Origin of the sequence: Flectobacillus sp. BAB-3569, assembly GCF_002270355.1 — a bacterium.
Lineage (GTDB): Bacteria > Bacteroidota > Bacteroidia > Cytophagales > Spirosomataceae > Flectobacillus > Flectobacillus roseus.
In genome coordinates, this window is record NZ_NJFZ01000004.1 from 129,214 (window position 1) to 150,431 (window position 21,218).

Annotated in this window: 24 protein-coding genes; 6 read left to right on the forward strand and 18 right to left on the reverse strand. The window is 37.6% G+C overall.

The window, feature by feature from the left end:
- Positions 1 to 113: 113 nt before the first annotated feature.
- Positions 114 to 1,346, forward strand: coding sequence for an RsmB/NOP family class I SAM-dependent RNA methyltransferase (locus BWI92_RS03345; RefSeq protein ID WP_095160717.1), 1,233 nt, complete (start codon positions 114 to 116; stop codon positions 1,344 to 1,346).
- 61 nt (positions 1,347 to 1,407) lie between these two features.
- Here BWI92_RS03345 and BWI92_RS03350 read toward each other — a convergent pair whose 3' ends face one another.
- Positions 1,408 to 2,367 (reverse strand): hypothetical protein, encoded by a 960-nt coding sequence (locus tag BWI92_RS03350; protein WP_095160718.1) that lies wholly within the window; start codon positions 2,365 to 2,367, stop codon positions 1,408 to 1,410.
- Between the two features lie 24 nt (positions 2,368 to 2,391).
- On the reverse strand, positions 2,392 to 2,928 hold the full coding sequence (locus tag BWI92_RS03355; RefSeq protein ID WP_141234683.1) for a hypothetical protein: 537 nt from the start codon (positions 2,926 to 2,928) through the stop codon (positions 2,392 to 2,394).
- Between the two features lie 190 nt (positions 2,929 to 3,118).
- Here BWI92_RS03355 and BWI92_RS03360 point away from each other — a divergent pair, with 190 nt between their 5' ends.
- The gene (locus BWI92_RS03360; RefSeq protein ID WP_176464345.1) at positions 3,119 to 4,243 is read left to right on the forward strand and encodes an acyltransferase family protein; all 1,125 of its coding nucleotides are present in this window, start codon (positions 3,119 to 3,121) and stop codon (positions 4,241 to 4,243) included.
- Between the two features lie 119 nt (positions 4,244 to 4,362).
- Here the strand turns inward: BWI92_RS03360 and gpmI are convergent, their stop codons facing one another.
- The 5 genes from gpmI to eno form a co-directional block, all read right to left on the reverse strand.
- Positions 4,363 to 5,886 (reverse strand): 2,3-bisphosphoglycerate-independent phosphoglycerate mutase, encoded by a 1,524-nt coding sequence (gene gpmI, locus BWI92_RS03365; RefSeq protein WP_095160720.1) that lies wholly within the window; start codon positions 5,884 to 5,886, stop codon positions 4,363 to 4,365.
- Positions 5,887 to 6,035: 149 nt separating this feature from the next.
- Positions 6,036 to 6,653: a DUF1684 domain-containing protein gene (locus BWI92_RS03370; protein ID WP_095160806.1), complete on the reverse strand. Its 618-nt coding sequence runs from the start codon at positions 6,651 to 6,653 to the stop codon at positions 6,036 to 6,038.
- A gap of 58 nt (positions 6,654 to 6,711) precedes the next feature.
- On the reverse strand, positions 6,712 to 7,245 hold the full coding sequence (locus BWI92_RS03375) for a low molecular weight protein-tyrosine-phosphatase (RefSeq protein ID WP_095160721.1): 534 nt from the start codon (positions 7,243 to 7,245) through the stop codon (positions 6,712 to 6,714).
- Positions 7,246 to 7,311: 66 nt separating this feature from the next.
- Positions 7,312 to 7,620 (reverse strand): septum formation initiator family protein, encoded by a 309-nt coding sequence (locus BWI92_RS03380; protein ID WP_095160722.1) that lies wholly within the window; start codon positions 7,618 to 7,620, stop codon positions 7,312 to 7,314.
- 210 nt (positions 7,621 to 7,830) lie between these two features.
- Entirely contained in the window at positions 7,831 to 9,108 is a 1,278-nt protein-coding gene (gene eno, locus BWI92_RS03385; RefSeq protein ID WP_095160807.1) for a phosphopyruvate hydratase, read from the reverse strand.
- 214 nt (positions 9,109 to 9,322) lie between these two features.
- On the opposite strand from eno, the gene BWI92_RS03390 reads away from it, so the two are divergent.
- Complete coding sequence (locus BWI92_RS03390) at positions 9,323 to 10,036, forward strand: thioredoxin domain-containing protein (RefSeq protein WP_095160723.1); 714 nt, start codon at positions 9,323 to 9,325, stop codon at positions 10,034 to 10,036.
- Positions 10,037 to 10,098: 62 nt separating this feature from the next.
- Here BWI92_RS03390 and BWI92_RS03395 read toward each other — a convergent pair whose 3' ends face one another.
- From BWI92_RS03395 to BWI92_RS03405, 3 genes are all read right to left on the reverse strand, one after another.
- A complete protein-coding gene (locus tag BWI92_RS03395) occupies positions 10,099 to 10,704 on the reverse strand; it encodes a hypothetical protein (protein ID WP_095160724.1) in 606 nt (201 codons plus the stop codon).
- Positions 10,705 to 10,745: 41 nt separating this feature from the next.
- Entirely contained in the window at positions 10,746 to 11,771 is a 1,026-nt protein-coding gene (gene thiL, locus BWI92_RS03400) for a thiamine-phosphate kinase (RefSeq protein WP_095160725.1), read from the reverse strand.
- Between the two features lie 105 nt (positions 11,772 to 11,876).
- Positions 11,877 to 12,341 (reverse strand): hypothetical protein, encoded by a 465-nt coding sequence (locus BWI92_RS03405; RefSeq protein ID WP_141234684.1) that lies wholly within the window; start codon positions 12,339 to 12,341, stop codon positions 11,877 to 11,879.
- Positions 12,342 to 12,448: 107 nt separating this feature from the next.
- Between BWI92_RS03405 and BWI92_RS03410 the strand changes: the two genes are divergently transcribed.
- The 3 genes from BWI92_RS03410 (at position 12,449) to BWI92_RS03420 (ending at position 15,246) form a co-directional block, all read left to right on the forward strand.
- The gene (locus BWI92_RS03410; protein ID WP_095160727.1) at positions 12,449 to 12,679 is read left to right on the forward strand and encodes a cytochrome b5 domain-containing protein; all 231 of its coding nucleotides are present in this window, start codon (positions 12,449 to 12,451) and stop codon (positions 12,677 to 12,679) included.
- A 79-nt stretch (positions 12,680 to 12,758) separates the two neighbouring features.
- Entirely contained in the window at positions 12,759 to 13,607 is an 849-nt protein-coding gene (locus BWI92_RS03415) for an acetate and sugar kinases/Hsc70/actin family protein (protein ID WP_095160728.1), read from the forward strand.
- 220 nt (positions 13,608 to 13,827) lie between these two features.
- On the forward strand, positions 13,828 to 15,246 hold the full coding sequence (locus tag BWI92_RS03420) for a nicotinate-nucleotide adenylyltransferase (RefSeq protein ID WP_095160729.1): 1,419 nt from the start codon (positions 13,828 to 13,830) through the stop codon (positions 15,244 to 15,246).
- A gap of 32 nt (positions 15,247 to 15,278) precedes the next feature.
- Here the strand turns inward: BWI92_RS03420 and mnmD are convergent, their stop codons facing one another.
- The 8 genes from mnmD to rpmJ form a co-directional block, all read right to left on the reverse strand.
- Positions 15,279 to 15,932 carry a tRNA (5-methylaminomethyl-2-thiouridine)(34)-methyltransferase MnmD gene (gene mnmD, locus BWI92_RS03425; protein WP_205749620.1) on the reverse strand — a complete coding sequence of 218 codons (654 nt, stop codon included), beginning with the start codon at positions 15,930 to 15,932 and terminating at the stop codon, positions 15,279 to 15,281.
- Between the two features lie 180 nt (positions 15,933 to 16,112).
- On the reverse strand, positions 16,113 to 17,210 hold the full coding sequence (carA, locus tag BWI92_RS03430; protein WP_095160809.1) for a glutamine-hydrolyzing carbamoyl-phosphate synthase small subunit: 1,098 nt from the start codon (positions 17,208 to 17,210) through the stop codon (positions 16,113 to 16,115).
- A 237-nt stretch (positions 17,211 to 17,447) separates the two neighbouring features.
- Positions 17,448 to 17,966, reverse strand: a complete 519-nt coding sequence (rplQ, locus tag BWI92_RS03435) for a 50S ribosomal protein L17 (RefSeq protein ID WP_095160730.1) — start codon at positions 17,964 to 17,966, stop codon at positions 17,448 to 17,450.
- Between the two features lie 145 nt (positions 17,967 to 18,111).
- Positions 18,112 to 19,101: a DNA-directed RNA polymerase subunit alpha gene (locus tag BWI92_RS03440; protein ID WP_095160731.1), complete on the reverse strand. Its 990-nt coding sequence runs from the start codon at positions 19,099 to 19,101 to the stop codon at positions 18,112 to 18,114.
- A 299-nt stretch (positions 19,102 to 19,400) separates the two neighbouring features.
- A complete protein-coding gene (rpsD, locus tag BWI92_RS03445) occupies positions 19,401 to 20,006 on the reverse strand; it encodes a 30S ribosomal protein S4 (protein ID WP_095160732.1) in 606 nt (201 codons plus the stop codon).
- 143 nt (positions 20,007 to 20,149) lie between these two features.
- Positions 20,150 to 20,545 (reverse strand): 30S ribosomal protein S11, encoded by a 396-nt coding sequence (gene rpsK / locus BWI92_RS03450; protein WP_095160733.1) that lies wholly within the window; start codon positions 20,543 to 20,545, stop codon positions 20,150 to 20,152.
- A gap of 87 nt (positions 20,546 to 20,632) precedes the next feature.
- Positions 20,633 to 21,010 (reverse strand): 30S ribosomal protein S13, encoded by a 378-nt coding sequence (gene rpsM, locus BWI92_RS03455; protein WP_095160734.1) that lies wholly within the window; start codon positions 21,008 to 21,010, stop codon positions 20,633 to 20,635.
- Positions 21,011 to 21,083: 73 nt separating this feature from the next.
- Positions 21,084 to 21,200, reverse strand: a complete 117-nt coding sequence (gene rpmJ, locus BWI92_RS03460; protein WP_044172008.1) for a 50S ribosomal protein L36 — start codon at positions 21,198 to 21,200, stop codon at positions 21,084 to 21,086.
- Positions 21,201 to 21,218 lie beyond the last annotated feature (18 nt).

Here is a 21,218-nt window from a genome sequence, read left to right on the forward strand (position 1 = left end):
AAAGGTTTTCTTGAGAATTGATAATGAATGAAATATCCACTCTATGATTCTTTATCCTTTCCAAACTCCTAAAAAATTCGGAACTTTGTGGTTTCATACAAAAATACAATCACATGAGAATACATCGCCCTTTGGCAGATGCCGTTGTTGGGACTTTACAAGAAATCTTTTTGAATAAACGTCAAGCAGACCGTGCTATAGAATATGTACTAAAATCAAACCGTAAATGGGGAAGCCGTGATCGTGGTTTCATTGCTGAAAACACTTACGAAATTGTTCGCTGGTGGCGTATGCTCCATTTTGTGATTGAAGCACCCGAATCACTCAATAAATATCATTTCTGGCAAGCATTTGGCGCTTGGCAATTACTCAAAGCAAAGCACGCCAATTCTGACGAGGCACTTTTTCGCTTACCAGATTGGGTTGAGTTTTCGAAAGTAAATACCAACCGCATTTTTAGTCGTTACGAAGAAGCCAAAAATATTCGTAAAATAATCGAATCTGTTCCAGATTGGTTAGATACCCTTGGAGAAGCAGAGCTAGGTACTGAGAAGTGGAATAAAGAAATTCATGCACTAAATCAGCAAGCACCTGTTATTTTGCGTGTTAACTCTCTTAAATCAAACCGTGAACATGTAGCGGATTTGTTGGGCGATGAAGACATTAATGCTGATTACAACAATGAATTACCCGATGGTCTTATCCTTGAAGGTCGCCCAAGTGTATTCAAAACATCTATGTTTAAGGATGGCTTTTTTGAAGTACAAGATGCTGCCTCTCAGTTGGTAGCACCTATGTTAGATGTAAAAGCTGGTATGCGTGTGATTGATGCATGTGCTGGAGCAGGTGGTAAAACCTTGCATATTGCGGCTTTGATGGAAAACAAAGGACGCATTATTGCGATGGATGTAGAAGAGCGTAAGCTTCAAGAATTACAAAAACGTGCTCGTCGTGCTGGTGCCATGAATCTCGAAACTCGTTTGATTGAACCTAAAACAATCAAGCGTTTACAGGAAAGTGCTGACCGTTTATTGCTTGATGTTCCATGTTCGGGCTTAGGGGTAATTCGTCGTAACCCAGATGCTAAGTGGAAACTTACACCAGAATTTATCGAAAACCTTCGCACAATTCAATATAACATTCTTACTCAATATTCATCTATGTTGAAAAAGGGTGGGAAAATGGTTTTTGCTACATGTAGTTTACTACCTTCTGAAAGTGAAGACCACGTACGTCGTTTCTTGGCTGAACAAGGCGAGCAATGGGAATTGTTAGAAGAACGTCGTACTTCTCCTGCTGAGGATGGATACGATGGTTTTTATATGGCTTGTTTGCAGAGAAAGTAAACTCTATTTGTAATAACAAACCCCGTCAGAATAACACATTGACGGGGTTTATTTTTTGATTTTATCTTCCTACTCCTATCTTCTTTAAATCTTCTGCAAGCTTTGCGGAAAAAACCTCCGCTCCCTTTTTATTGAGATGTTGAGAATTATAAAACCATTTCTTCTCAAAACATAATGAATCGTTGGTGTAATCTAAGAAAATACATCCGTATTTATTGACAGCATTTTGACACAGTGTATTAAACGCCTTTTTGTTTTTATAAAAAGGTTGTACTTCGTAATATTCCGGGGCATATACCAAAATAACTTTTATTCCTTTCTTTTGACAAAAACGGAGATATTCTTCAAAACTCGCCTTTACATCGCTCTCGATGGTATAATTGATGCCTTTAGGATATTTTTTCTTAAACTTTTCAAACTGATTATCCCACGGAATATCATTTCCTTGGAAGCCTTTGTATTTGTTGGTATGTGCTACATTTTTAGACCCTGTATAACACTTAAAACCTTCCCAAGCCAAATCCAAATCATTGGCATACTTATACATAGGCATGTATTTCTGAAAACCATTAAACTCTCCTTTTATACCTGTTAGGTTATTGAGTAAAAGTGGCTCGTTGAGATAGGGCAAAAACTGTTGATAATCTACTAGATTCTTACGTTTAGCAAAACCATACAAATCCACATTATGCACAATGTATTTGGGAGCTTTATTATGTTCTAGATATAATTTAAAACGTGTCCATTGCATATCGAATCGCCATGCCGACATACCCAAATTATAAGAATTGAGGTGTAAAGTGCTATCCAGAATATAAGGTGAAATATGAAAAGCTGCTCGTGAAGAACCCAATACCAGCAAATCAGCATTGATTTTGGCATTAAAAAGCGCATTCCAATCGGCTAATACGGTATGGTTGGACTTTCGTAGCCCCGAATCGACCATATAAGCCATAAGACTCAAAACTAGCAATGGAACCGATATAATCAACGCTAGCTTAAGCCAAAACTTTTGTAACATACTATGATAATTGAAGATTGGACTTTACTGAATAGTTGCTTTGATTTGGTAGGCTTTTTTTTCACCAAAAACTAATTGCTGAAACCCATCAATTTCATAATGTTTCAATTGATTTTGCTCAAAATCAGCTTTAATTTCCTTTCTGGTTTTGTATAAATAATTTTCATCCGACAACAATGCATATACCTGTTGAAGCTTTCCATTTTTCAAAACTAGCTTTATTTCCTTCACCAATTGTGTTTCGGTAGATTTGAGCGTATAAGTTACCAAAGAGTCATTTTGTAAAATTTGGTAGCTATTCAAAAAAGCGGGCTTATTCAAATCTGCTTGAATAAAAAAGTCCAACTCTTTTTCCCAATCCTGAATCACCTTTGTTTGTGTATCGGCAGTAGTACCAACCTTTACTGATTTTTGCACAGTAGGCTTACGTCCTGAAAGTTCTTTGATTTGTGTTTCGAAAGTACCTTTTAAGTCAAAATATTTATGATTGCTTTGCTCTACTTGCTGATTACAAGCCATTACAGAAAGCATTAAAAATAAACTAGCTAGAATGTTTTTCATGATACAAAATTAACACAAAAGCCTTTTATGTCGTTCCTTCTTCTAAGGTAATAATTCGAGCACGAGCAAAGAATGGGATAAAATGGTTTTCTTGTCTCCATGATTTTATCAAAAAACCTCTACAGTTCAGCATATTACCTATCAGAAATATCTTGGCATTTAGGTATATTGAGAGATAATCCCTAAACAAATGATATCTCAAAATCGACTTGCCTCCGCTGACATTTATCGTGGATTTGTCATGCTACTCATGATGGCCGAAGTACTGCATTTCGGCGACGTTTCAAAAGCTCTTCCTAATAGCTCGTTCTGGGCTTTTCTGGGGCATCACCAAGACCATGTCGAGTGGGTGGGTTGTGCTTTACATGATTTGATTCAGCCTTCATTTTCCTTTCTTGTTGGTGTGGTATTGCCATATTCGGTAGCAAACCGACTCAGTAAAGGAGGCTATTTTAATCAAGCACTTTGGCATACAATCAAACGCTCAATTATCTTAATTGCGCTCGGTATATTTTTACGTTCTCAATATAAAACACAAACGTATTTTACTTTTGAAGATACGCTAAGCCAAATTGGTTTGGGCTATACTGTCCTATTTCTACTCGCTTTTCGTTCTCAGAAAGTGCAAATAATAGCTCTCATTACTATTCTGATAGGATATTGGTTAGCTTTTGCTCTTTATCAATTACCTGACGCCAACTTTAATTACACCGATGCAGGTATTACCAAAGACTGGGAATATAACCTATCAGGTTTTGCTGCCCATTGGAATAAGAATACCAATTTGGCATGGGCTTTTGACCGTTGGTTTCTCAATCTTTTTCCAAGAGAAAAACCATTCTTATTTAATGGAGGTGGTTATGCGACCTTAAGCTTTATTCCAACCTTAGGAACAATGATATTGGGTTTATTGGCAGGGAATATTTTTCTGTCGAGTAGTTCATCTCAAGAAAAGTTGAAACGTTTTTTAATCTTGGGAATATCGGGTATAATCTTGGGATTAGTATTAGATGCTTTGGGAGTATGTCCAAATGTCAAAAGAATTTGGACACCTACTTGGGTAGTTTTTAGTGGTGGTTGGTGCTTTTTGCTATTGGCATTTTTTTATTGGGTCATCGATATGAAGCAATCCACAGATGCCTATTTCTTAAAGGTTATTGGAATGAACTCCATTGCAGCCTATTGTATTGCTGATGGATTAGGCGTTTATATCTCAAAATCACTGAAGATTCATCTAGGTGAAAATTACGCCAGTATTTTAGGAGATTCGTACCAGACCTTAATTCATGGAGGATTGATGTTATTAATTTATTGACTGATTTTAAATTGGTTATACAAAAAGAAGATATTTATCAGGATATAGATTTCATGTAAACAACAAATCCCCGTGTAAATCATATCTACACGGGGATTCTGCGAAGCTTTTTCCTAAAATTACAACAAGCTTACACCTGTCATTTCTTTTGGCTGTGCTACACCAATCAATTCCAAAATGGTTGGAGCAATATCGCCCAACTTACCATCTTTGATTGGATTGCTGTATTCGTTATCTACCAAAATACATGGCACCAAGTTCGTTGAGTGCGCTGTGTTTGGCGAACCATCTTCGTTAATCATAAAGTCAGCATTACCGTGATCGGCAATGATGATAAAAGAATATCCGTGTTTCAAACCAGCCTCTACCACTGCTTGCGCACATTGGTCTACTGTTTCTACTGCTTTCACTACAGCAGAGAAAACACCAGTATGTCCTACCATGTCTGGGTTTGCAAAGTTCAAACATACGAAGTCTACTTCTTCTTTTTCCAATTCAGGAATCAAAGCATCACGTAATTCAGGAGCAGACATCTCAGGAGCTAAATCATAAGTTGCTACTTTTGGAGAAGCACGTAAAATATTAGTTTGTCCTACGAATGGCTCTTCGCGACCGCCAGAGAAGAAGAAAGTAACGTGTGGATACTTTTCTGTCTCCGCCATACGGATTTGTTTTTTGCCTGCATTTTGCAATACTTCACCCAAAGTCATTGGAATATTGCTATCGTCAAATACTACTTTTACCCCTTCAAATGACTTATCGTATTCAGTCATTGTCAAGTAGTACAAAGATAGTTTTTGCATATCTTGCTCAGGGAAATCACGCTGAGTTAAGGCTTGGGTAATTTCACGACCACGGTCAGTGCGGAAGTTGAAGCAAAGCACCACGTCTCCTTCAGCAATAGTTGCCACTGGAGCACCATTTTCTTCTATGATAATTGGCTTGATGAACTCATCTGTTACACCAGCCTCATACGAAGTGGCAATGGCATCAATTAAACCAGAAGCTGCTACTTTTTCACCTGTACCTTTTACCATGGCATCATACGCCAACTTCACACGCTCCCAACGGTTGTCGCGGTCCATTGCATAATAACGTCCTGTTACCGATGCGATTTTTGTACCTGTAGTAGCAATATGCGCTTGCAATTCGGTCAAGAAAGCTACGCCCGATTTTGGGTCAGTATCACGACCGTCTGTGAAAGCGTGAATATAAGCTTCTTCAACCCCTGCTGTGTTGGCTGCAGTACAAAGTGCTTTTAGGTGATTGATATGAGAGTGAACACCACCGTTTGATACCAAGCCGATTAAGTGTACTTTTTTACCATTTGATTTTGCATATTCAAAAGCCTCTGCCAAAACCGGCTCCTGCGCCAAAGTACCTTCGTCAACGGCTTTGTTAATTCTTACTAAGTTTTGGTAAACTACACGACCTGCACCCAAGTTCATGTGACCTACCTCTGAGTTACCCATCTGACCTGCTGGCAAACCTACGGCCAAACCTGAAGCTTCCAATTTTGAGTGTGGATACTTTGTATATAAAGAATCCATGAATGGCGTTTTAGCGGCTTCAATCGCCGATACCTCTGGCTTAGTACCGATACCCCAGCCATCCAAAATCATTAATACGACCTTCTTGTTCACGTAATTTTTTGGTTAATTGGTTATTATTATTTATTCAAGTCGCTTTTTTTAAAAAACGACCTTCAAAAGGGATTTTTATGCAAGTTAATCCTTTTTAGGGAAAATAGTCTTCGGCTTAAGCCCTACTACCCTAGCATTGCTCACTAGAATTAGTGATTATTACTCTTTTCTTTTAAAAACAATTTTTCACCTGCTTCTATTCTCACAGGAAGATGATTTTCTTTGGGTGGAATCGGACAGCTATATCCTTCACTAAAAGCACAATAGGGATTGTAAAGTTTATTGAAGTCCAAGGCTATTTTTCCGTCCTTAATATCCTTTGCGCTGGCATCTAAGTATCGTCCTGCTCCATAGGTTTCTTTGCCTGATGTTTGGTCTTTTACAGGAATAAACAAATAATCTCTATAGCGAGGTATTTGCAACAGCGCTAAACTACGGTAGATATTCAGCTTTAAAGCTTTGCCATGAATCTCAAAGCTTACTTCTCCATATTTAACATATTCCTTAATTTTTCCATTAGAAGTAGGAAACTTGAAGATAGTACCATCACTTATTTTGGAAAAATTTCCCACTACTTGATAAGAAGAGTCGGGTTCGAAAAATTGGAGATACTGTAAATCGTTTGCTTTGAGAGGACTATTGGCTTCTTCCAGAAACGCTTTTTTGTATTTTTCACGAAAAACCTCCACCGAATCTTTCCATGCTTGTGCATGAGTATGAGTGGCAAGGCATAAACCTACGAATAAAAGACAGAATTGCTTTACCATAAACTTCGGTTTTTTAGACATCACATGAGACATCTCAATTTTTCTATATCCAAATAACTTATTGTAATCCATGCGTTCTAACCAAAAAGTCTAAAAACTCTTCTGCACAACGGCTCACAATTTGATAGACATTTTCAAAATCTTCATTTTGTCCATAATAGGGATCAGGAACCTCAGGAATTTTGTATTCGGAAGAATCTATAGGAAAATCTCTGTTCGGGATAGGGACTTCGGGATCAAAGCGACGGTACATAAAACAAATATCGTCGGGTTGATGCATACCCGTAGCGCGATACGAGATAGACTGGATATTATCCATATTGTAGTCATCCATACCAACGATATAATCAAACACAGAAAAGTCTTCTCCTGTCAGTTTACGACAACGGTGAAGTAATTCGATTCCATGGCTACTAGCATTTTTACGAGTACGATGATCGGGCAATTCGCCAATGTGATAGCTATGCGTAGCCGCCGAATCGCATTGGATAACTCTTTGTAAATTTCGTTTTTTTACGGCATGTCTGAATGTTTCCTCCGCAATCGGCGAACGACAAATATTTCCAGTACAAACAAACAGGACTTTAATCATATAATTCAAAAAAGGGTAATGATATTGGGGTTTTGTGATTTTGCTAGGTATCTTTCCCAAAAACTATTACTTCTCAACAGGTTGATTCTCATCGTCTACTAAGATGTATATTTCTTCTTTGGGTTTTTTCATCAAATATTTTTCTCTCGCGTATTTCTCTATCAATTTTGGATTACCTAATACCTCTTCTCGCTCACGTTGAACATCCTTGAGTTTTTCTTGATAATAGACTTTCTCATCTTCCAAACGACCTAACTCTCCTCGTCTTTTAAACTGAGTCCAAATATCATTATCATCAAAAGCAAGCATCCACCCTGTCAATGCGAGAAAGCTTAATGTGTAAAATCGGTATTTTGTGAACAACAAACGTATCATAGGATTATATAGATTATTCAATCATGTAAAATTATCATATTTATTTGGCTATCAGTAAACCGAATCAGAGAAATTACGCTTGTTTGTAGGCTACCATCACGCTCGGCCAAAAAAAACTTTGGGAGTCTGTAAGGGTACCAACTTTGTTGAGGTAAAAAAAAAGACCAGCAAATTACTTTGCCAGTCTTTTTGTAAATATGGTTTTTCCAATTAGAATTTCAAACCTGGGAAGTAAGCGTTAGCGCCTAATTCTTCCTCGATACGAAGCAATTGGTTGTATTTAGCCATACGGTCAGAACGAGAAGCTGAACCAGTTTTGATTTGACCTGTGTTCAATGCTACTGCCAAGTCAGCAATTGTAGCATCCTCAGTTTCACCAGAACGGTGAGACATGATGTTTTTGTATGAATTACGTTTAGCCAAGTTGATTGTATCGATAGTTTCAGTCAAAGAACCGATTTGGTTTACTTTCACCAATACAGCGTTAGCAACACCTTGTTCGATACCCATTTGAAGACGCTTAACGTTTGTTACGAATAAGTCATCACCTACTAATTGACATTTGCTACCAATTAATTTAGTTTGCTCAGCCCAACCAGCCCAGTCATCTTCAGCCATACCATCTTCGATAGAGATGATTGGATATTTGTCAACCCAAGTTTTCCAGTAAGCAGCCATTTCCATATTGTTCAATTGCTTGCCATCAGATTTCTTGAATGTATAAAGACCTGTTTTTTCGTCATAGAATTCAGAAGAAGCAGCATCCATAGCGATGAAGATTTCTTCACCTGGTTTGTAACCTGCTTTTTCGATTGATTGCAATACGATTTCGATAGCCTCCTCGTTTGATTTGATGTTTGGAGCAAAACCACCTTCGTCACCTACGTTTGTAGAATAACCTTTAGATTTCAATACACCTTTCAAAGCGTGGAAAACTTCAGTACCCATACGCAAAGCGTGAGAGAAAGACTCAGCTTTAGCAGGCATTACCATAAACTCTTGGAAGTCGATTGAGTTATCAGCGTGTGAACCACCGTTCAAGATGTTCATCATTGGTACTGGCAAAGTGTTTGCGTTTGTACCACCTACATAACGATAAAGAGATAGACCAGACTCTTGTGCTGCTGCTTTAGCTACTGCCAAAGATACACCCAAGATTGCGTTTGCACCCAACTTGCCTTTGTTAGCAGTTCCGTCGAGTTCAATCATCAATTTGTCGATAAGGTTTTGCTCTGTTACTTCGATGCCTAGAATTTCCGCAGCAATAGCCTCATTTACGTTTTCTACGGCTTTCAATACACCTTTTCCAACATAAACTGATTTATCTTCATCGCGTAACTCAACAGCTTCGTGAATACCTGTAGATGCACCTGATGGAACAGCTGCACGACCAAAAGCACCAGCTTCTGTGCGAATATCTACTTCTACTGTTGGATTACCACGTGAATCCAAGATTTGTCTAGCATGAACATACTGAATAGCACTCATCTTTTGTAATTTTTGTTTTTGGTTAAAAACTTGTGAATTTAGGGGAAATGATTCTTGAGATGTATCTCTAAATGAATTTGACTGTAAGTTCGTCAAATTTTCCTCTATCAACCCAGTAAAAAGGAATAATTTTCTCACAAAAATAAGTGTTTTTTCAAGATTCCTTGTACTTTTCCAATTGTTTCATAATCTATTAATGTCAATGCACAAAAAAATGAAAAATATTATTTCTAAAATTATATTATTTTCAATCGTTTATTTGGGATTTTATAGTTTTTCCCATGCACAAGTTTTGTCTGTAGAGGATTTTGAAAAAAAATATTCTGAATCTACTGGAGCTCAATTAATTGATGTACGTACTTCAGGCGAATATGGAGGGGGGCATTTACCCAAAGCAACCAACATTGATTATCGTGGGGCTGATTTTCAGGAAAAAATCAAAACTCTCGACAAAACTAAACCTGTCTTTGTCTATTGCTTATCAGGAGGACGAAGTGCCGCTGCTACAGAAGCCCTTCGTAAAAGCGGTTTTTCGCAAGTATATGACTTACAAGGTGGATATTTGAAATGGACTACCAAAATGAAACCAGTGGAAGGTATTAGTGCTACCAAGGATGCAAAAGCTATCACTGATGCAGAACTAGAAGCAATATTGGCGCAGCATTCGATAGTAATTTTAGATTTTTTTGCGCCATGGTGTGGTCCTTGTATCAAAATGATGCCAGCTGTAGAAAAGCTTTCTGAAGAATACAAAGGAAAGGTATTAATCGTAAAAGTCGATGCTGATGCCAATCGTGCTATTTTAACAAAATATCATATTGACGAAATTCCGACGTTTTTAATCTTTAAAGATGGTACACAAAAAATGCGTGCAATTGGGTATCAAGAAGAATCTGCTTTGAAAAAACTGTTTACGCAATATTTGTAAAAAGTAGATAATTTCTCATAAAATAGGGCTGTAAACCATCCGTTTACAGCCCTATTTTATTTTTATTTACAAACAAACATACTTACATAATTAGGTGAGCTTGAAGTTATTTGTTTTAACTTAAACTCTACACCGTCATCTTGCAATACATTTTCGGCAATACTTTTGAGCTTACCCGCAATTTTTGATTCTTGCAACTCATGTCTAATCTGACAGCTTGTTATTTTGAGCGAGCTTTTTTTAGTAGATGACAACGCCGACACTTTCACATCGTAGGATGTTTTATCTTTCAAAACATCTGCCAAATCTTCTGCTAAAGCTTTTTTCGGATTTTCGTAAAAAATCTCAATCGTGTATTCGTCACTCGATGAGGTCAATGAGTTATGTGCAACGGCTTTCTTCGGACTCGTTTTTTTAGGCTTAGACACCACGATTGTATCCTCCGAAGTATTGGGTTTCAAGATAGAAGACACCCCCGATACCACTCCAAGTATGACCGTTACCCACATAAACAAGCGAATCGTCTTGATGATTTCGGGTCTAGGTTTTGGGCGGCTACTTTCTCTAAATAACAAGAAATACGACAGAATAAATGCAATAGCACTCAATCCTGTTACACCGTATTTTAAGAAAGAACCTAATTCTGTAACATTAATCTGCAATAACATGGCTAGGAATGATTGGATATTCAAAGGATCCGTTGAAATTATTAGAAATGTTCGTAACCAGGAGACGTTAATTTTACCAAGCTACCTGATTTCATCATGATATGCGCGCCTTCTACTTCGTTAGTGATATAACCAATCGGCGTGATTTCGCTTACCTGTTCGATTTTCTGATAATCTTCTTGACTTACTGTAAATAATAATTCGTAGTCTTCTCCCCCATTCAAAGCTGCTGTCATTGGGCTAAAATTCAATTCTGTGCCAGTCAAATAGGTTTGGTCATCGATTGGCATTTTATCTTCAAAAATCACCCCACCAATGCCCGAATTCTTACAAATATGGAGCAATTCTGCAGCCAAGCCATCCGATACATCAATCATTGCTGTAGGAATCACATCTAAAGCTCTCAATTCATGAATCACATCCATGCGAGCAGTTGGTTTCAACTGACGTTCTACAACATAATCTTTATCGCTCAACTCTGGTTGCATATCTGGATTTGCCATGAAAACCTGCTTTTCTCTTTCCAATACCTGAAGACCCATAAAAGCTGCACCTAAGTCACCTGTTACGCAAACGATATCGCCTTTTTGGGCAGTATTACGGTAAACAATTTGGTTTTCATCAGCAGTTCCTAGAACAGTAATAGAGATAGCCAAGCCACCTCTCGATGAAGAGGTATCCCCGCCAATTAAATCAATATTGTATTCTTCACAAGCAATTTTGATTCCTTCGTACAATTCTTCAATGGCTTCTACCGAAAAACGATTACTCAAGCCCAAGCTTACTGTTATCTGATTCGGAATACCATTCATGGCAGCAATATCCGAAACGTTTACGGCTACAGCCTTATAACCCAAATGTCGTAGAGGAGTGTAAGCCAAATCAAAATGAACACCCTCCATCAACAAGTCTGTTGAAATCAATAATTTTTTACCCTCAGTATCTACTACAGCGGCGTCGTCACCAATACCTTTGATAGAGCCAGATTGCACTATCGGAAATTTTTCGGCGATTCTCTTAATTAGTCCGAATTCGCCAATTGTACTCAATTCAGTTCTTGTTTCCATACTGCAAAGTTAATCAGTCTTTTAGTGCCGAGCAATTTTGTACTATATCAAAAAAAAAGCCGTTCAAACAAGTCGAACGGCTCCATAGCAAGTATTGAGTTTGATTTAAGGATTAGTCAATTGATAATTGGCAATTGTATTACTAGCCTTAATATATGCTGTTGCTGTTTCAAGTGTTACAGCAGAGGTAGTTGGAGTACCTACAATTTTGTAAGTCAACGTACCATTCGTACCAGTAGGTACACCCGACGAACTAGTCAAGCCAGAAATAGTCAAAGTTGTGTTATCTGTTGAAATAGACCATGTTCCTGTAAATATCACGCCGTCTTTTTCAGTTAATTTAGCAGCTGTTTTGCTAGTAAGATCTAATTTGTAATTGGCATAGCCAGGGATTTTGTTACTTGAAGCCGTTTTATCATAAACAATATCAGAACCTTCTTTTACAACTTTTGCAGTCCAAATACGTGTTAATTTTGCTTCTACAGTAGGTTCAGCCTCTGTACTTTTGCAGCTCAAAAGCACTCCAGAGATTAATACAATTAAAGGCAATAGGGTCAATATTTTTTTCATAACCATTAATAATTTTAATTTTTTTGATAAAAATAGATAAAATTAGTTGAATTCAACAAAGAGATAATGAATTTTTGCACCCAAAATTCTTCGACATTTACCGCACTATGCTACCAACCTTTACCAAATCACAACTCGCTTTACGCAACGGTCAAGACCGTGAAGAAATTTGGATTGCTTACAAAGGAATTATTTATGATGTTGGCAAATCACGTCTTTGGAAAAATGGTAAACATTACGAGCATTGGGCTGGACAAGACCTTACCCTTGAACTGGCCGACGCTCCGCATAATGGCGCCGTCTTTGAGAAGTTCACCATTGTAGGTCAACTGGTTTAGTCTGTATCTATTATGACTATTTTTTACTAAAAAAGGTTGTATGGAAGTTGATTTTCACTTCAAAATAAACTAAAAAACTATGATTCTAATCGCAGACAGCGGGTCTAGCAAAACAGATTGGCGTCTTGTGGCATCTGATGCCAGCATTCAGCAAGTCAAAACTATTGGATTCAATCCATATTATCAAGATAGTACCTCTATTGCAGAGGAGTTAAAGCTTCAACTTTTACCTAAAGTTCAAGAACCTTTAACACAAATTTATTATTACGGCACTGGCATTACCAATTCTGAAAAATCTCAGGTCTTAATTGACGCCTTCAAAAGTGTTTTCCCTGATTGCGACAGCATTCATGTTCATAACGATATGTTGGGTGCTGCAAGAGCCTTAGCCGGGCATCACAGTGGTATTGTCTGTATTCTGGGAACAGGGTCTAATTCATGTTTCTACGATGGTGAACAAATTGCCCATCAAGTTCCTCCCTTGGGCTTCTGGCTTGGCGATGAAGGTAGCGGTGGGCATCTGGGCAAACAATTAGTGCTCGCATATCTGCACAAGGATCTGCCTATGGACCTACGTGACAAGTTTGAGAAAAGATATGGTGCCAAAGACCGTTTGGAGATTTTGGATAATGCCTACCATAAGCCCTTTCCTAATCGCTATTTTGCTTCATTTTCAAAGTTTTTATTTGACAATAGACAGCATCCTTTTATATATCGTTTGTTGTTCGACGCATTTACAGATTTCTTTGAAAAATACCTACTCAAATATCCAGAGGTTAGTCAATACAAAATTCATTTTACAGGCTCTGTAGCCTTTTACTACTCTGATATTCTACGCCAAGTAGCTGCTAGTAAGGAATGTACCGTCGGGATTATTGCCGAAACACCCATTGCAGGACTTACCTTATATCACCAACAAACTAATTAAGAAGGAGTTATGTTGTTTAAATATGACAATTCCTATACAAAATTGACCCAGTTTATTGAATTCTATTTGGATTTTAATTCAGTTTTGACTTTCTAAAGATTTTTTAAATTAAAATTGTATCTTTTCAAGAAAACAGTTTAAAAGTAGGGTTATTTATATAAATTAGTAGAGAATTTAGGTTATCTTTATACAACCAGTCACCGCAAACTATCAACTGTTAATGATTACTTACGATAAAAATTTAGGCACAAAACAAAAGGCTCTACGTATCAACTTAGACCGTCGCATTTACGGTTCTTTTGCTGAGATTGGAGCTGGTCAAGATGTGGCAGCCAACTTTTTTAAAGCTGGTGGTGCCTCTGGTACGATTGCCAAAACTATTTCGGCTTACGACATGGCATTTTCGGATGCTATTTATGGCGAAGAGCCTTCAGGTAGATATGTGTGTGAACCGCGCTTGGTGAAGATGCTCAATCGTGAGTATAAGCTACTCAATGTTCGTCTTACGGAAAGTGCTTCAGAAAAAATGTTCTTTGCCTTTGCTGACACAGTAGCAGCATTGAATTATCAAAAAACCAATGATCCTCACGGCTGGATTGGTCTACGTTTTCAGTTACATCCTGATTCTGAACCAAACGATGTAATCATCCACGTACGTATGAAGGATAACGATAATATCCTTCAACAACAGGCTTTAGGCGTTATTGGAGTCAATTTGGTATATGGATGTTTCTTTTACCATGAGCAACCAGAAATCCTTTTACAGTCGTTAATGGACGACCTCCATACCGACCGTATCGAGATTGACATGATTCGTTTTGCGGGTCCTGACTTTGCTGATGTTGATAACCGTTTGATGTCTTTATATCTTGTAAAGAAAGGTTTTACAAATGCTGCTCTATTTGGCCCAGACGGAAACGTAATGAACCCTTCTGAGGCATTCTACAAAAAACATATTTTAGCAGTTAGAGGACGCTTCCGTCCTGTAACCAATGTATTTGTAGATATGTTGAAAAAAGGTCAAATGCAGTTCGAAAATGAGCCTGACGTTGACGATGATAAAGTAGTGGTACTTTCAGAGCTTACTTTACGAAGCTTACAAAGTGGCGATGAAGAAATTAATGAAAAAGACTTCCTCGATCGTGTAGATATTTTATGCTCTCTTGGACAAACTGTATTGATTTCGAATTTCCATGAGTACTACAAGCTAATATCATATCTCAATAGGTTCACTCAAAAACGCATGGCGTTGATTATGGGTATGCCAAACCTTGCTTATATCTTTGAAGAAAAACATTATCAAAATCTTACAGGAGGTATTTTAGCTGCTTTTGCAACGCTCTTTGGCCCTAAAATCAAGCTATATCTATATCCTACAGCCGATTCGGAAGGTAATGTTGTCACATCAAGAGAATTTAGCCCTCCTGCACATCTAAGAGGACTATTTCAATACATGCTCGACAATGATAAGTTTGAAGATGTGTTGAATTACGATAAAAATCTATTGAGCATTCACACCGATAGCATTCTAAAAATGATTCAATCGGGTGAAAGTGGTTGGGAAGATTATGTTCCTAAAAGTGTAGCAAAAATGATTAAGGAAAACTGCTTATTTGGCTTTCCTTGTCAATTAGTATAACCATAAGAGCGAGCTACCTAGGTAGCTCGCTCTTATATTTTAATAGCTTTTAAGACCTCTCTTTTGCCACGTGGTCCTTGATGTTTCTCTACAATAAATCCAGCAGCTATCAATGCCTTTCTTACGACCGTTTTTGAGCAATAAGTCGTCAAAACTCCCCCTTCATTCATAGCTTCATAAATTTTTCGAAAAACCTCTTCTGTCCACAACTCAGGCTGCGTATTGGGTGAATAAGCGTCGAAATACACTAAATCTACTTTTTGAGTAAACTGATATTTTAGTAAATCATCTTGAATCTTCGTCAAAGAAAAGTTTTTCATTACCTCGTGCTGCTGATTCCACGAAAGCTGGTGCAATCGTTGTAACACGTCCGAACCCAATAATGAGTCATAGTTCAGAGCGCTATACTTTTCGACTGATAAGGGAAATGCCTCCAAAGTGGTATAATCAACATGATAATCATGTTTTTGTGCCTCAATGAATGTTAGTAATACATTTAACCCTGTTCCAAAGCCCATTTCGAAAACTCTTATCTCTTTACCTGCTTGAGCTTTTTCCCACAAACCTAATTCAATGTAAATTCTTGTTGACTCCTGCAATGCTCCATTTACAGAGTGATGCCACACTCCTAACTCTGAGTCATATAATGTATGTGAACCATCTTTGGTAAGTATTAACTCTATCATAATTTGCAAATAGAATGTACTTGTATCTATTATTTTGTCATTTACTCAATGATTGACAAAACTAGCCTTTGATAAGAATAAACTAGGATATAGCCAGAATGTTGAAATATCATAAAGGATAAAATATAACTCCAGCTACTTTATAAAAAAAGCGGTTCGAAATTCGAACCGCTTACAATTTTATAACATTTCCACAAAAGAATCAAATAAGTATCTTGAATCGTGTGGGCCAGGAGAAGCTTCAGGGTGGTGTTGTACCGAAAATGCTGGTTTATCAACACGACGCAAACCTTCAACTGTTTTATCATTAAGGTTGATATGAGTCAATTCAACTGATGGATTAGCCTCTAATTCTTCCATTTTAACTGCAAAACCGTGGTTTTGAGAAGTAATTTCCGACAAACCTGTAATCAAGTTCTTTACAGGGTGGTTTAAGCCACGGTGTCCATTTTTCATTTTATAAGTAGACAAACCTGATGCTTGCGCTAAAATTTGGTGTCCTAAACAGATTCCAAAAGTTGGTTTTTCGTTCTCTACAATCTCTTTTACTGTTGCAACAGCATAAGGCATTACCGCTGGATCACCAGGACCATTTGAGATAAAGTACCCATCTGGAGCCCATGCTTCCATTTCAGCAAAGCTAGTTTTTGCAGGGAATACTTTCAAATAACAACCTCTGTCTGTCAAGTTAGACAAAATACTTTTCTTTACACCAAGGTCAAGAACAGCTACCTTTTTCTCAGCGCTTTCTTCGCCTAAGAAATAAGGTTCTTGAGTACACACTTGAGAAGACAACTCTAGGCCTTCCATTGGAGGAACTTTAGCAAGTTCAGCTTTTAACGCTTCAACATCCAAAATTTCAGATGAAATGATACAGTTCATTACACCTTTTTCGCGGATATGTCTTACAATTTGACGAGTGTCAATGCCCGAAATACCTACGATACCCGCCTTTTCAAAATACTCCTGCAAAGACCCATCAGCAGTCTTACGTGAGTGAATTGGCGAAAATTCATTACAAACCATCCCTGCAATCTTCACTGAAGCTGATTCTTCTTCAAGCTCATTGACTACACCATAGTTACCTATGTGAGAGGTTGTGTTTACAATTACCTGTCCAAAGTACGAAGGGTCGGTATAAATTTCTTGATACCCAGTCATCCCCGTATTGAAGCAGATTTCGCCGCCACTAGTCCCGATTTTTCCGAGGGCATTGCCTCTAAAAACTGTGCCGTCTTCCAACAACAAAATCGCTGGTTGGCTTTGTGTTACTTTCATTGGTTGCTCTTTGGTTAAAAAATTATGCAAAGTTAAGCGAAAATGAATAAAAATGAAGAGATTTTGTAATCAACTCCTTGTACATCATGACAATTTCAAATTTGAAAAATGAGAATTATCATTTTCCCATTGAAATTTAGAATTATTAAAAGTTTGAGTAGAACTGCTCATCAAAGGGCGCAAAAAAAAGCCTCAATCAAAAACGATTGAGGCTTTTATGTCAGGACTACATCATGACTATTCTTCTGATTTTTCTTCAGCAGCTGGAGCTTCAGGAGCTTCTTCAACAGCTGGAGTTTCAGCAACAACTTCTGCAGCAGGTGCATCAGCTTTCTTAGTCGAACGACGGCTACGACGAGTTTTAGTAGCTTTCTCAGTAACAGCAGCCAATAAAGTTTCGTTGAAATCAACTAACTCAATTAAGCAAATATCAGCGTTGTCACCAAGACGATTTCCTAACTTGATAATTCTTGTGTATCCACCTGGGCGGTTAGCGACTTTCTCAGAGATTGTTCCGAAAAGTTCTTTAACAGCTTCCTTACTTTGCAAGTAAGAGAATACAACGCGACGGCTGTTAGTATCGTCAGTCTTTGATTTTGTGATCAAAGGCTCAACATACTTTCTTAATTCTTTAGCTTTTGCAACAGTAGTTTGAATTCTTTTGTGAAGAATCAAAGAAGAAGCCATGTTTGATAACAAAGCGGCTCTGTGAGAGGCAGTTCTGCCTAAGTGGTTGAATTTTTTTCCGTGTCTCATTGTGTTCGTAAGTTGAAAGCGAAATCGAATTTCGCTGCGGTTAGATAACCCTCAAGGTATCCACCTATTACTACTAGTTAAAATTGGAGTGCAAAGTTATACAATGTGCAATTACTTACCAAGTATAACTTTGCATTTCCTATTATTAATCCTCATCCAAACGGTAGCGAGCTACGTCCATACCGAAGTGAAGACCTTTTTCTTCTACTAATTGTTCCAATTCAGTCAAAGACTTCTTACCGAAGTTGCGGAATTTCATCATATCAGAAATTTCCAATTTAACTAAATCGCCTAAAGTTCTAACGTCTGCTGATTTCAAACAGTTGTAAGCACGAACTGACAAATCAAGATCTGCCAATGGTGTCTTCAACAGTTTTCTCATGTGAAGCATTTCTTCGTCCACTACATTTTCATCTTCAGCCTTCATAGCTTCGAATGTCATTGTTTGGTCAGAGAACAACATGAAATGCTGAATCAATATATACGCTGCACCTTTCAAAGCATCCTCTGGGTGAATCGAACCATCTGTTTCGATATCCAAGATTAACTTTTCGTAGTCAGTTTTTTGTTCTACACGTGTGTTTTCTACACTAAACTTCACGTTTTTAATTGGAGTGTAGATAGCATCGATTGGGATATGACCAAATGGAGGCTCTACATTACGAGGCTCGTCAGCAGGAACATAACCACGACCTTTTTCAACGATTATCTCCATTTCAAACTCTTTCGACTCATCCAAGTTGCAGATTACTAAATCTGGGTTAAGGATTTCGAAATAGTTTGTAAATTTGTTAATGTCTCCAGCAGTCAACGTAGTCTGGCCCTTTACTCTTACATTGATTTTGTTTTCAAGAATTTCCTGAGTTTTCTTAAAACGAACTTTTTTCAAGTTCAAGATAATCTCAGTCATATCCTCAATAACACCCTCAATAGCAGAGAACTCGTGCAATACTCCACCTACTTTCACGCTAGTAATAGCGTAGCCTTCAAGTGAAGACAACAAGATTCTACGAAGTGCGTTACCGATTGTAACGCCATAGCCTTTTTCGAGAGGCTTAAACTCAAATAACCCGTGAAAGTCGTCAGCTTTCTCCATAACGACTTTGTCGGGCATTTGGAATGCTAATATTGACATATTTCGTAGCTTAATTTATCTTAGATTTTATAAGAATAGAGTAACCGAGCGTAATATACTAAATAACTTCGTGAGTTTTAGGAATTTGTGGAGTATTTTTTAAAAAAAATCTTGACAAAATTGTTTTTTTTTATTATAATACAATTTTCAAAGCAAGAATCATAACCTAAATTACTCTACTCCGTTTTATAAAATATCGAATACCAAGTAAATTGATATTCGATATTTTATAGCTAACAAAGTTTTTCGTATTTACAACTAACAAAACAAGTAGATAAATAGTTTTGTTAAAGCTACGATTACTTCGAGTAAAGCTCGACGATTGCCTGCTCGTTGAAGTTTTCAGGAATGTCACTTCTCTCTGGGTAAGAAAGGAATTTACCAGTTAAAGTAGATGCTTCCCACTCCAACCAGTTAAAACGCTTAACTGCTCTTCCAGCAAGAGAGTTAGTGATAACTTCTAATGACTTCGATTTTTCACGAACACCAACTAATTGTCCTGGCTTTAATGAATATGATGGGATGTTAACAATTTCTCCGTCAACAAGGATGTGCTTGTGGATAACCAACTGACGTGCAGCACGACGAGTTGGAGCAATACCTAAACGGTAAACTGTATTGTCAAGACGTGCTTCACAAAGTTTCAAAAGGTTTTCACCTTTGATACCTTCTCTTACGGCAGCTTTGTGGAAAAGATTTTCGAATTGTTTTTCAAGAATACCATAAGTGTATTTCACTTTTTGTTTTTCTTTCAACTGCAAAGCATATTCTGATTGCTTAGCACGTTTTCCTTTTCCGTGTTGACCTGGACCGTAGTTCTTGCGTGATAACGCTTTGCTTGGACCTAAGATTGGCTCACCGAAACGACGAGCAATTTTTGATTTTGGACCTGTGTATCTTGCCATTTTTATTAGGAAATTGAGTCAATGAGCCTCTTTTGCTCAATGAAGTAATTAAGTTATTAGAAACATGAAAACGAAGGGTAATAATTACTAATTACCCTTCGCAATGCTTTTTTAAAAGTGTTACAGAACGTAACGACTTCAAACTATACTCTACGACGTTTTGGAGGACGACAACCGTTGTGAGGTAGTGGAGTAATATCTTTGATAGAAAGAACTTCAATACCAGCATTTGCTACAGTTCTGATAGCTGATTCACGACCAGCACCAGGACCTTTAACAAAAACTTCAGCTTTTTTCATACCAGCTTCAACAGCTACAGCAGCACAGTTGCTAGCCGCTGTTTGAGCAGCGTATGGAGTGTTTTTCTTAGAGCCTTTGAAGCCCATTTTACCAGCTGAAGCCCAAGAGATAACTTGTCCTTGGCTATTTGTGATAGAGATAATGATATTGTTAAAAGAAGCTTTGATGTGTACTTGGCCTACTGCCTCTACAATCACAACTCTCTTTTTTGCTTTATCTTTTCTTTTAGCTTGTGCCATTTTAAGAGATTTGGTTAATAATGCGCTATACCGAGTTTTTCAAACTAAATTGAATCTTAGGTACATCCTGCTACATTATATTAATTATTACTTAGTAGCTTTTTTCTTGTTAGCAACTGTCTTACGTTTACCCTTACGAGTACGAGAGTTATTCTTAGTTCTTTGACCACGCAAAGGAAGACCTTTACGGTGACGAAGACCACGGTAACAACCAATGTCCATCAAACGTTTGATGTTCAACTGGATTTCAGAACGAAGTTGACCTTCTGTTTTGAATTCAGCTGCGATGATGTTACGGATGGCACTAGCTTCCTCATCGTTCCACTCACCAGCTTTCTTGTCTAAAGAAATACCAGCTTGAGCTAAAATTTTCTGAGCAGTGCTACGACCGATACCGAAGATATAGGTCAAAGCGATTTCGCCTCTTTTTTTATCGGGAATATCAACCCCTGCAATACGAGCCATATTGTTCTAAAGCTTTTTTAGTTTTTTAGGGAATTTAAGGAAAGTAATTTCGCAACTACTGCCTCAAATAGTATTACCCTTGTCTTTGTTTGAACTTTGGATTTTTTTTGTTAATAACGTAAAGTTTACCGTTACGACGGATTACTTTACATTCAGCACTACGCTTTTTGATAGACGCTTTAACTTTCATTGTAGTATTGTCTTATAA

Excerpts from the sequence above, each read along its gene's own strand:
- BWI92_RS03345 (WP_095160717.1), top strand. The coding sequence starts at position 114 with ATGAGAATACATCGCCCTTTGGCAGATGCCGTTGTTGGGACTTTACAA.
- BWI92_RS03350 (WP_095160718.1), bottom strand. The coding sequence starts at position 2,367 with ATGTTACAAAAGTTTTGGCTTAAGCTAGCGTTGATTATATCGGTTCCA.
- BWI92_RS03355 (WP_141234683.1), bottom strand. The coding sequence starts at position 2,928 with ATGAAAAACATTCTAGCTAGTTTATTTTTAATGCTTTCTGTAATGGCT.
- BWI92_RS03360 (WP_176464345.1), top strand. The coding sequence starts at position 3,119 with ATGATATCTCAAAATCGACTTGCCTCCGCTGACATTTATCGTGGATTT.
- BWI92_RS03370 (WP_095160806.1), bottom strand. The coding sequence starts at position 6,653 with ATGGTAAAGCAATTCTGTCTTTTATTCGTAGGTTTATGCCTTGCCACT.
- BWI92_RS03375 (WP_095160721.1), bottom strand. The coding sequence starts at position 7,245 with ATGATTAAAGTCCTGTTTGTTTGTACTGGAAATATTTGTCGTTCGCCG.
- BWI92_RS03380 (WP_095160722.1), bottom strand. The coding sequence starts at position 7,620 with ATGATACGTTTGTTGTTCACAAAATACCGATTTTACACATTAAGCTTT.
- eno (WP_095160807.1), bottom strand. The coding sequence starts at position 9,108 with ATGAGTGCTATTCAGTATGTTCATGCTAGACAAATCTTGGATTCACGT.
- BWI92_RS03390 (WP_095160723.1), top strand. The coding sequence starts at position 9,323 with ATGAAAAATATTATTTCTAAAATTATATTATTTTCAATCGTTTATTTG.
- BWI92_RS03395 (WP_095160724.1), bottom strand. The coding sequence starts at position 10,704 with ATGTTATTGCAGATTAATGTTACAGAATTAGGTTCTTTCTTAAAATAC.
- thiL (WP_095160725.1), bottom strand. The coding sequence starts at position 11,771 with ATGGAAACAAGAACTGAATTGAGTACAATTGGCGAATTCGGACTAATT.
- BWI92_RS03405 (WP_141234684.1), bottom strand. The coding sequence starts at position 12,341 with ATGAAAAAAATATTGACCCTATTGCCTTTAATTGTATTAATCTCTGGA.
- BWI92_RS03410 (WP_095160727.1), top strand. The coding sequence starts at position 12,449 with ATGCTACCAACCTTTACCAAATCACAACTCGCTTTACGCAACGGTCAA.
- BWI92_RS03415 (WP_095160728.1), top strand. The coding sequence starts at position 12,759 with ATGATTCTAATCGCAGACAGCGGGTCTAGCAAAACAGATTGGCGTCTT.
- BWI92_RS03420 (WP_095160729.1), top strand. The coding sequence starts at position 13,828 with ATGATTACTTACGATAAAAATTTAGGCACAAAACAAAAGGCTCTACGT.
- mnmD (WP_205749620.1), bottom strand. The coding sequence starts at position 15,932 with ATGATAGAGTTAATACTTACCAAAGATGGTTCACATACATTATATGAC.
- carA (WP_095160809.1), bottom strand. The coding sequence starts at position 17,210 with ATGAAAGTAACACAAAGCCAACCAGCGATTTTGTTGTTGGAAGACGGC.
- rplQ (WP_095160730.1), bottom strand. The coding sequence starts at position 17,966 with ATGAGACACGGAAAAAAATTCAACCACTTAGGCAGAACTGCCTCTCAC.
- BWI92_RS03440 (WP_095160731.1), bottom strand. The coding sequence starts at position 19,101 with ATGTCAATATTAGCATTCCAAATGCCCGACAAAGTCGTTATGGAGAAA.
- rpsD (WP_095160732.1), bottom strand. The coding sequence starts at position 20,006 with ATGGCAAGATACACAGGTCCAAAATCAAAAATTGCTCGTCGTTTCGGT.
- rpsK (WP_095160733.1), bottom strand. The coding sequence starts at position 20,545 with ATGGCACAAGCTAAAAGAAAAGATAAAGCAAAAAAGAGAGTTGTGATT.
- rpsM (WP_095160734.1), bottom strand. The coding sequence starts at position 21,010 with ATGGCTCGTATTGCAGGGGTTGATATTCCCGATAAAAAAAGAGGCGAA.
- rpmJ (WP_044172008.1), bottom strand. The coding sequence starts at position 21,200 with ATGAAAGTTAAAGCGTCTATCAAAAAGCGTAGTGCTGAATGTAAAGTA.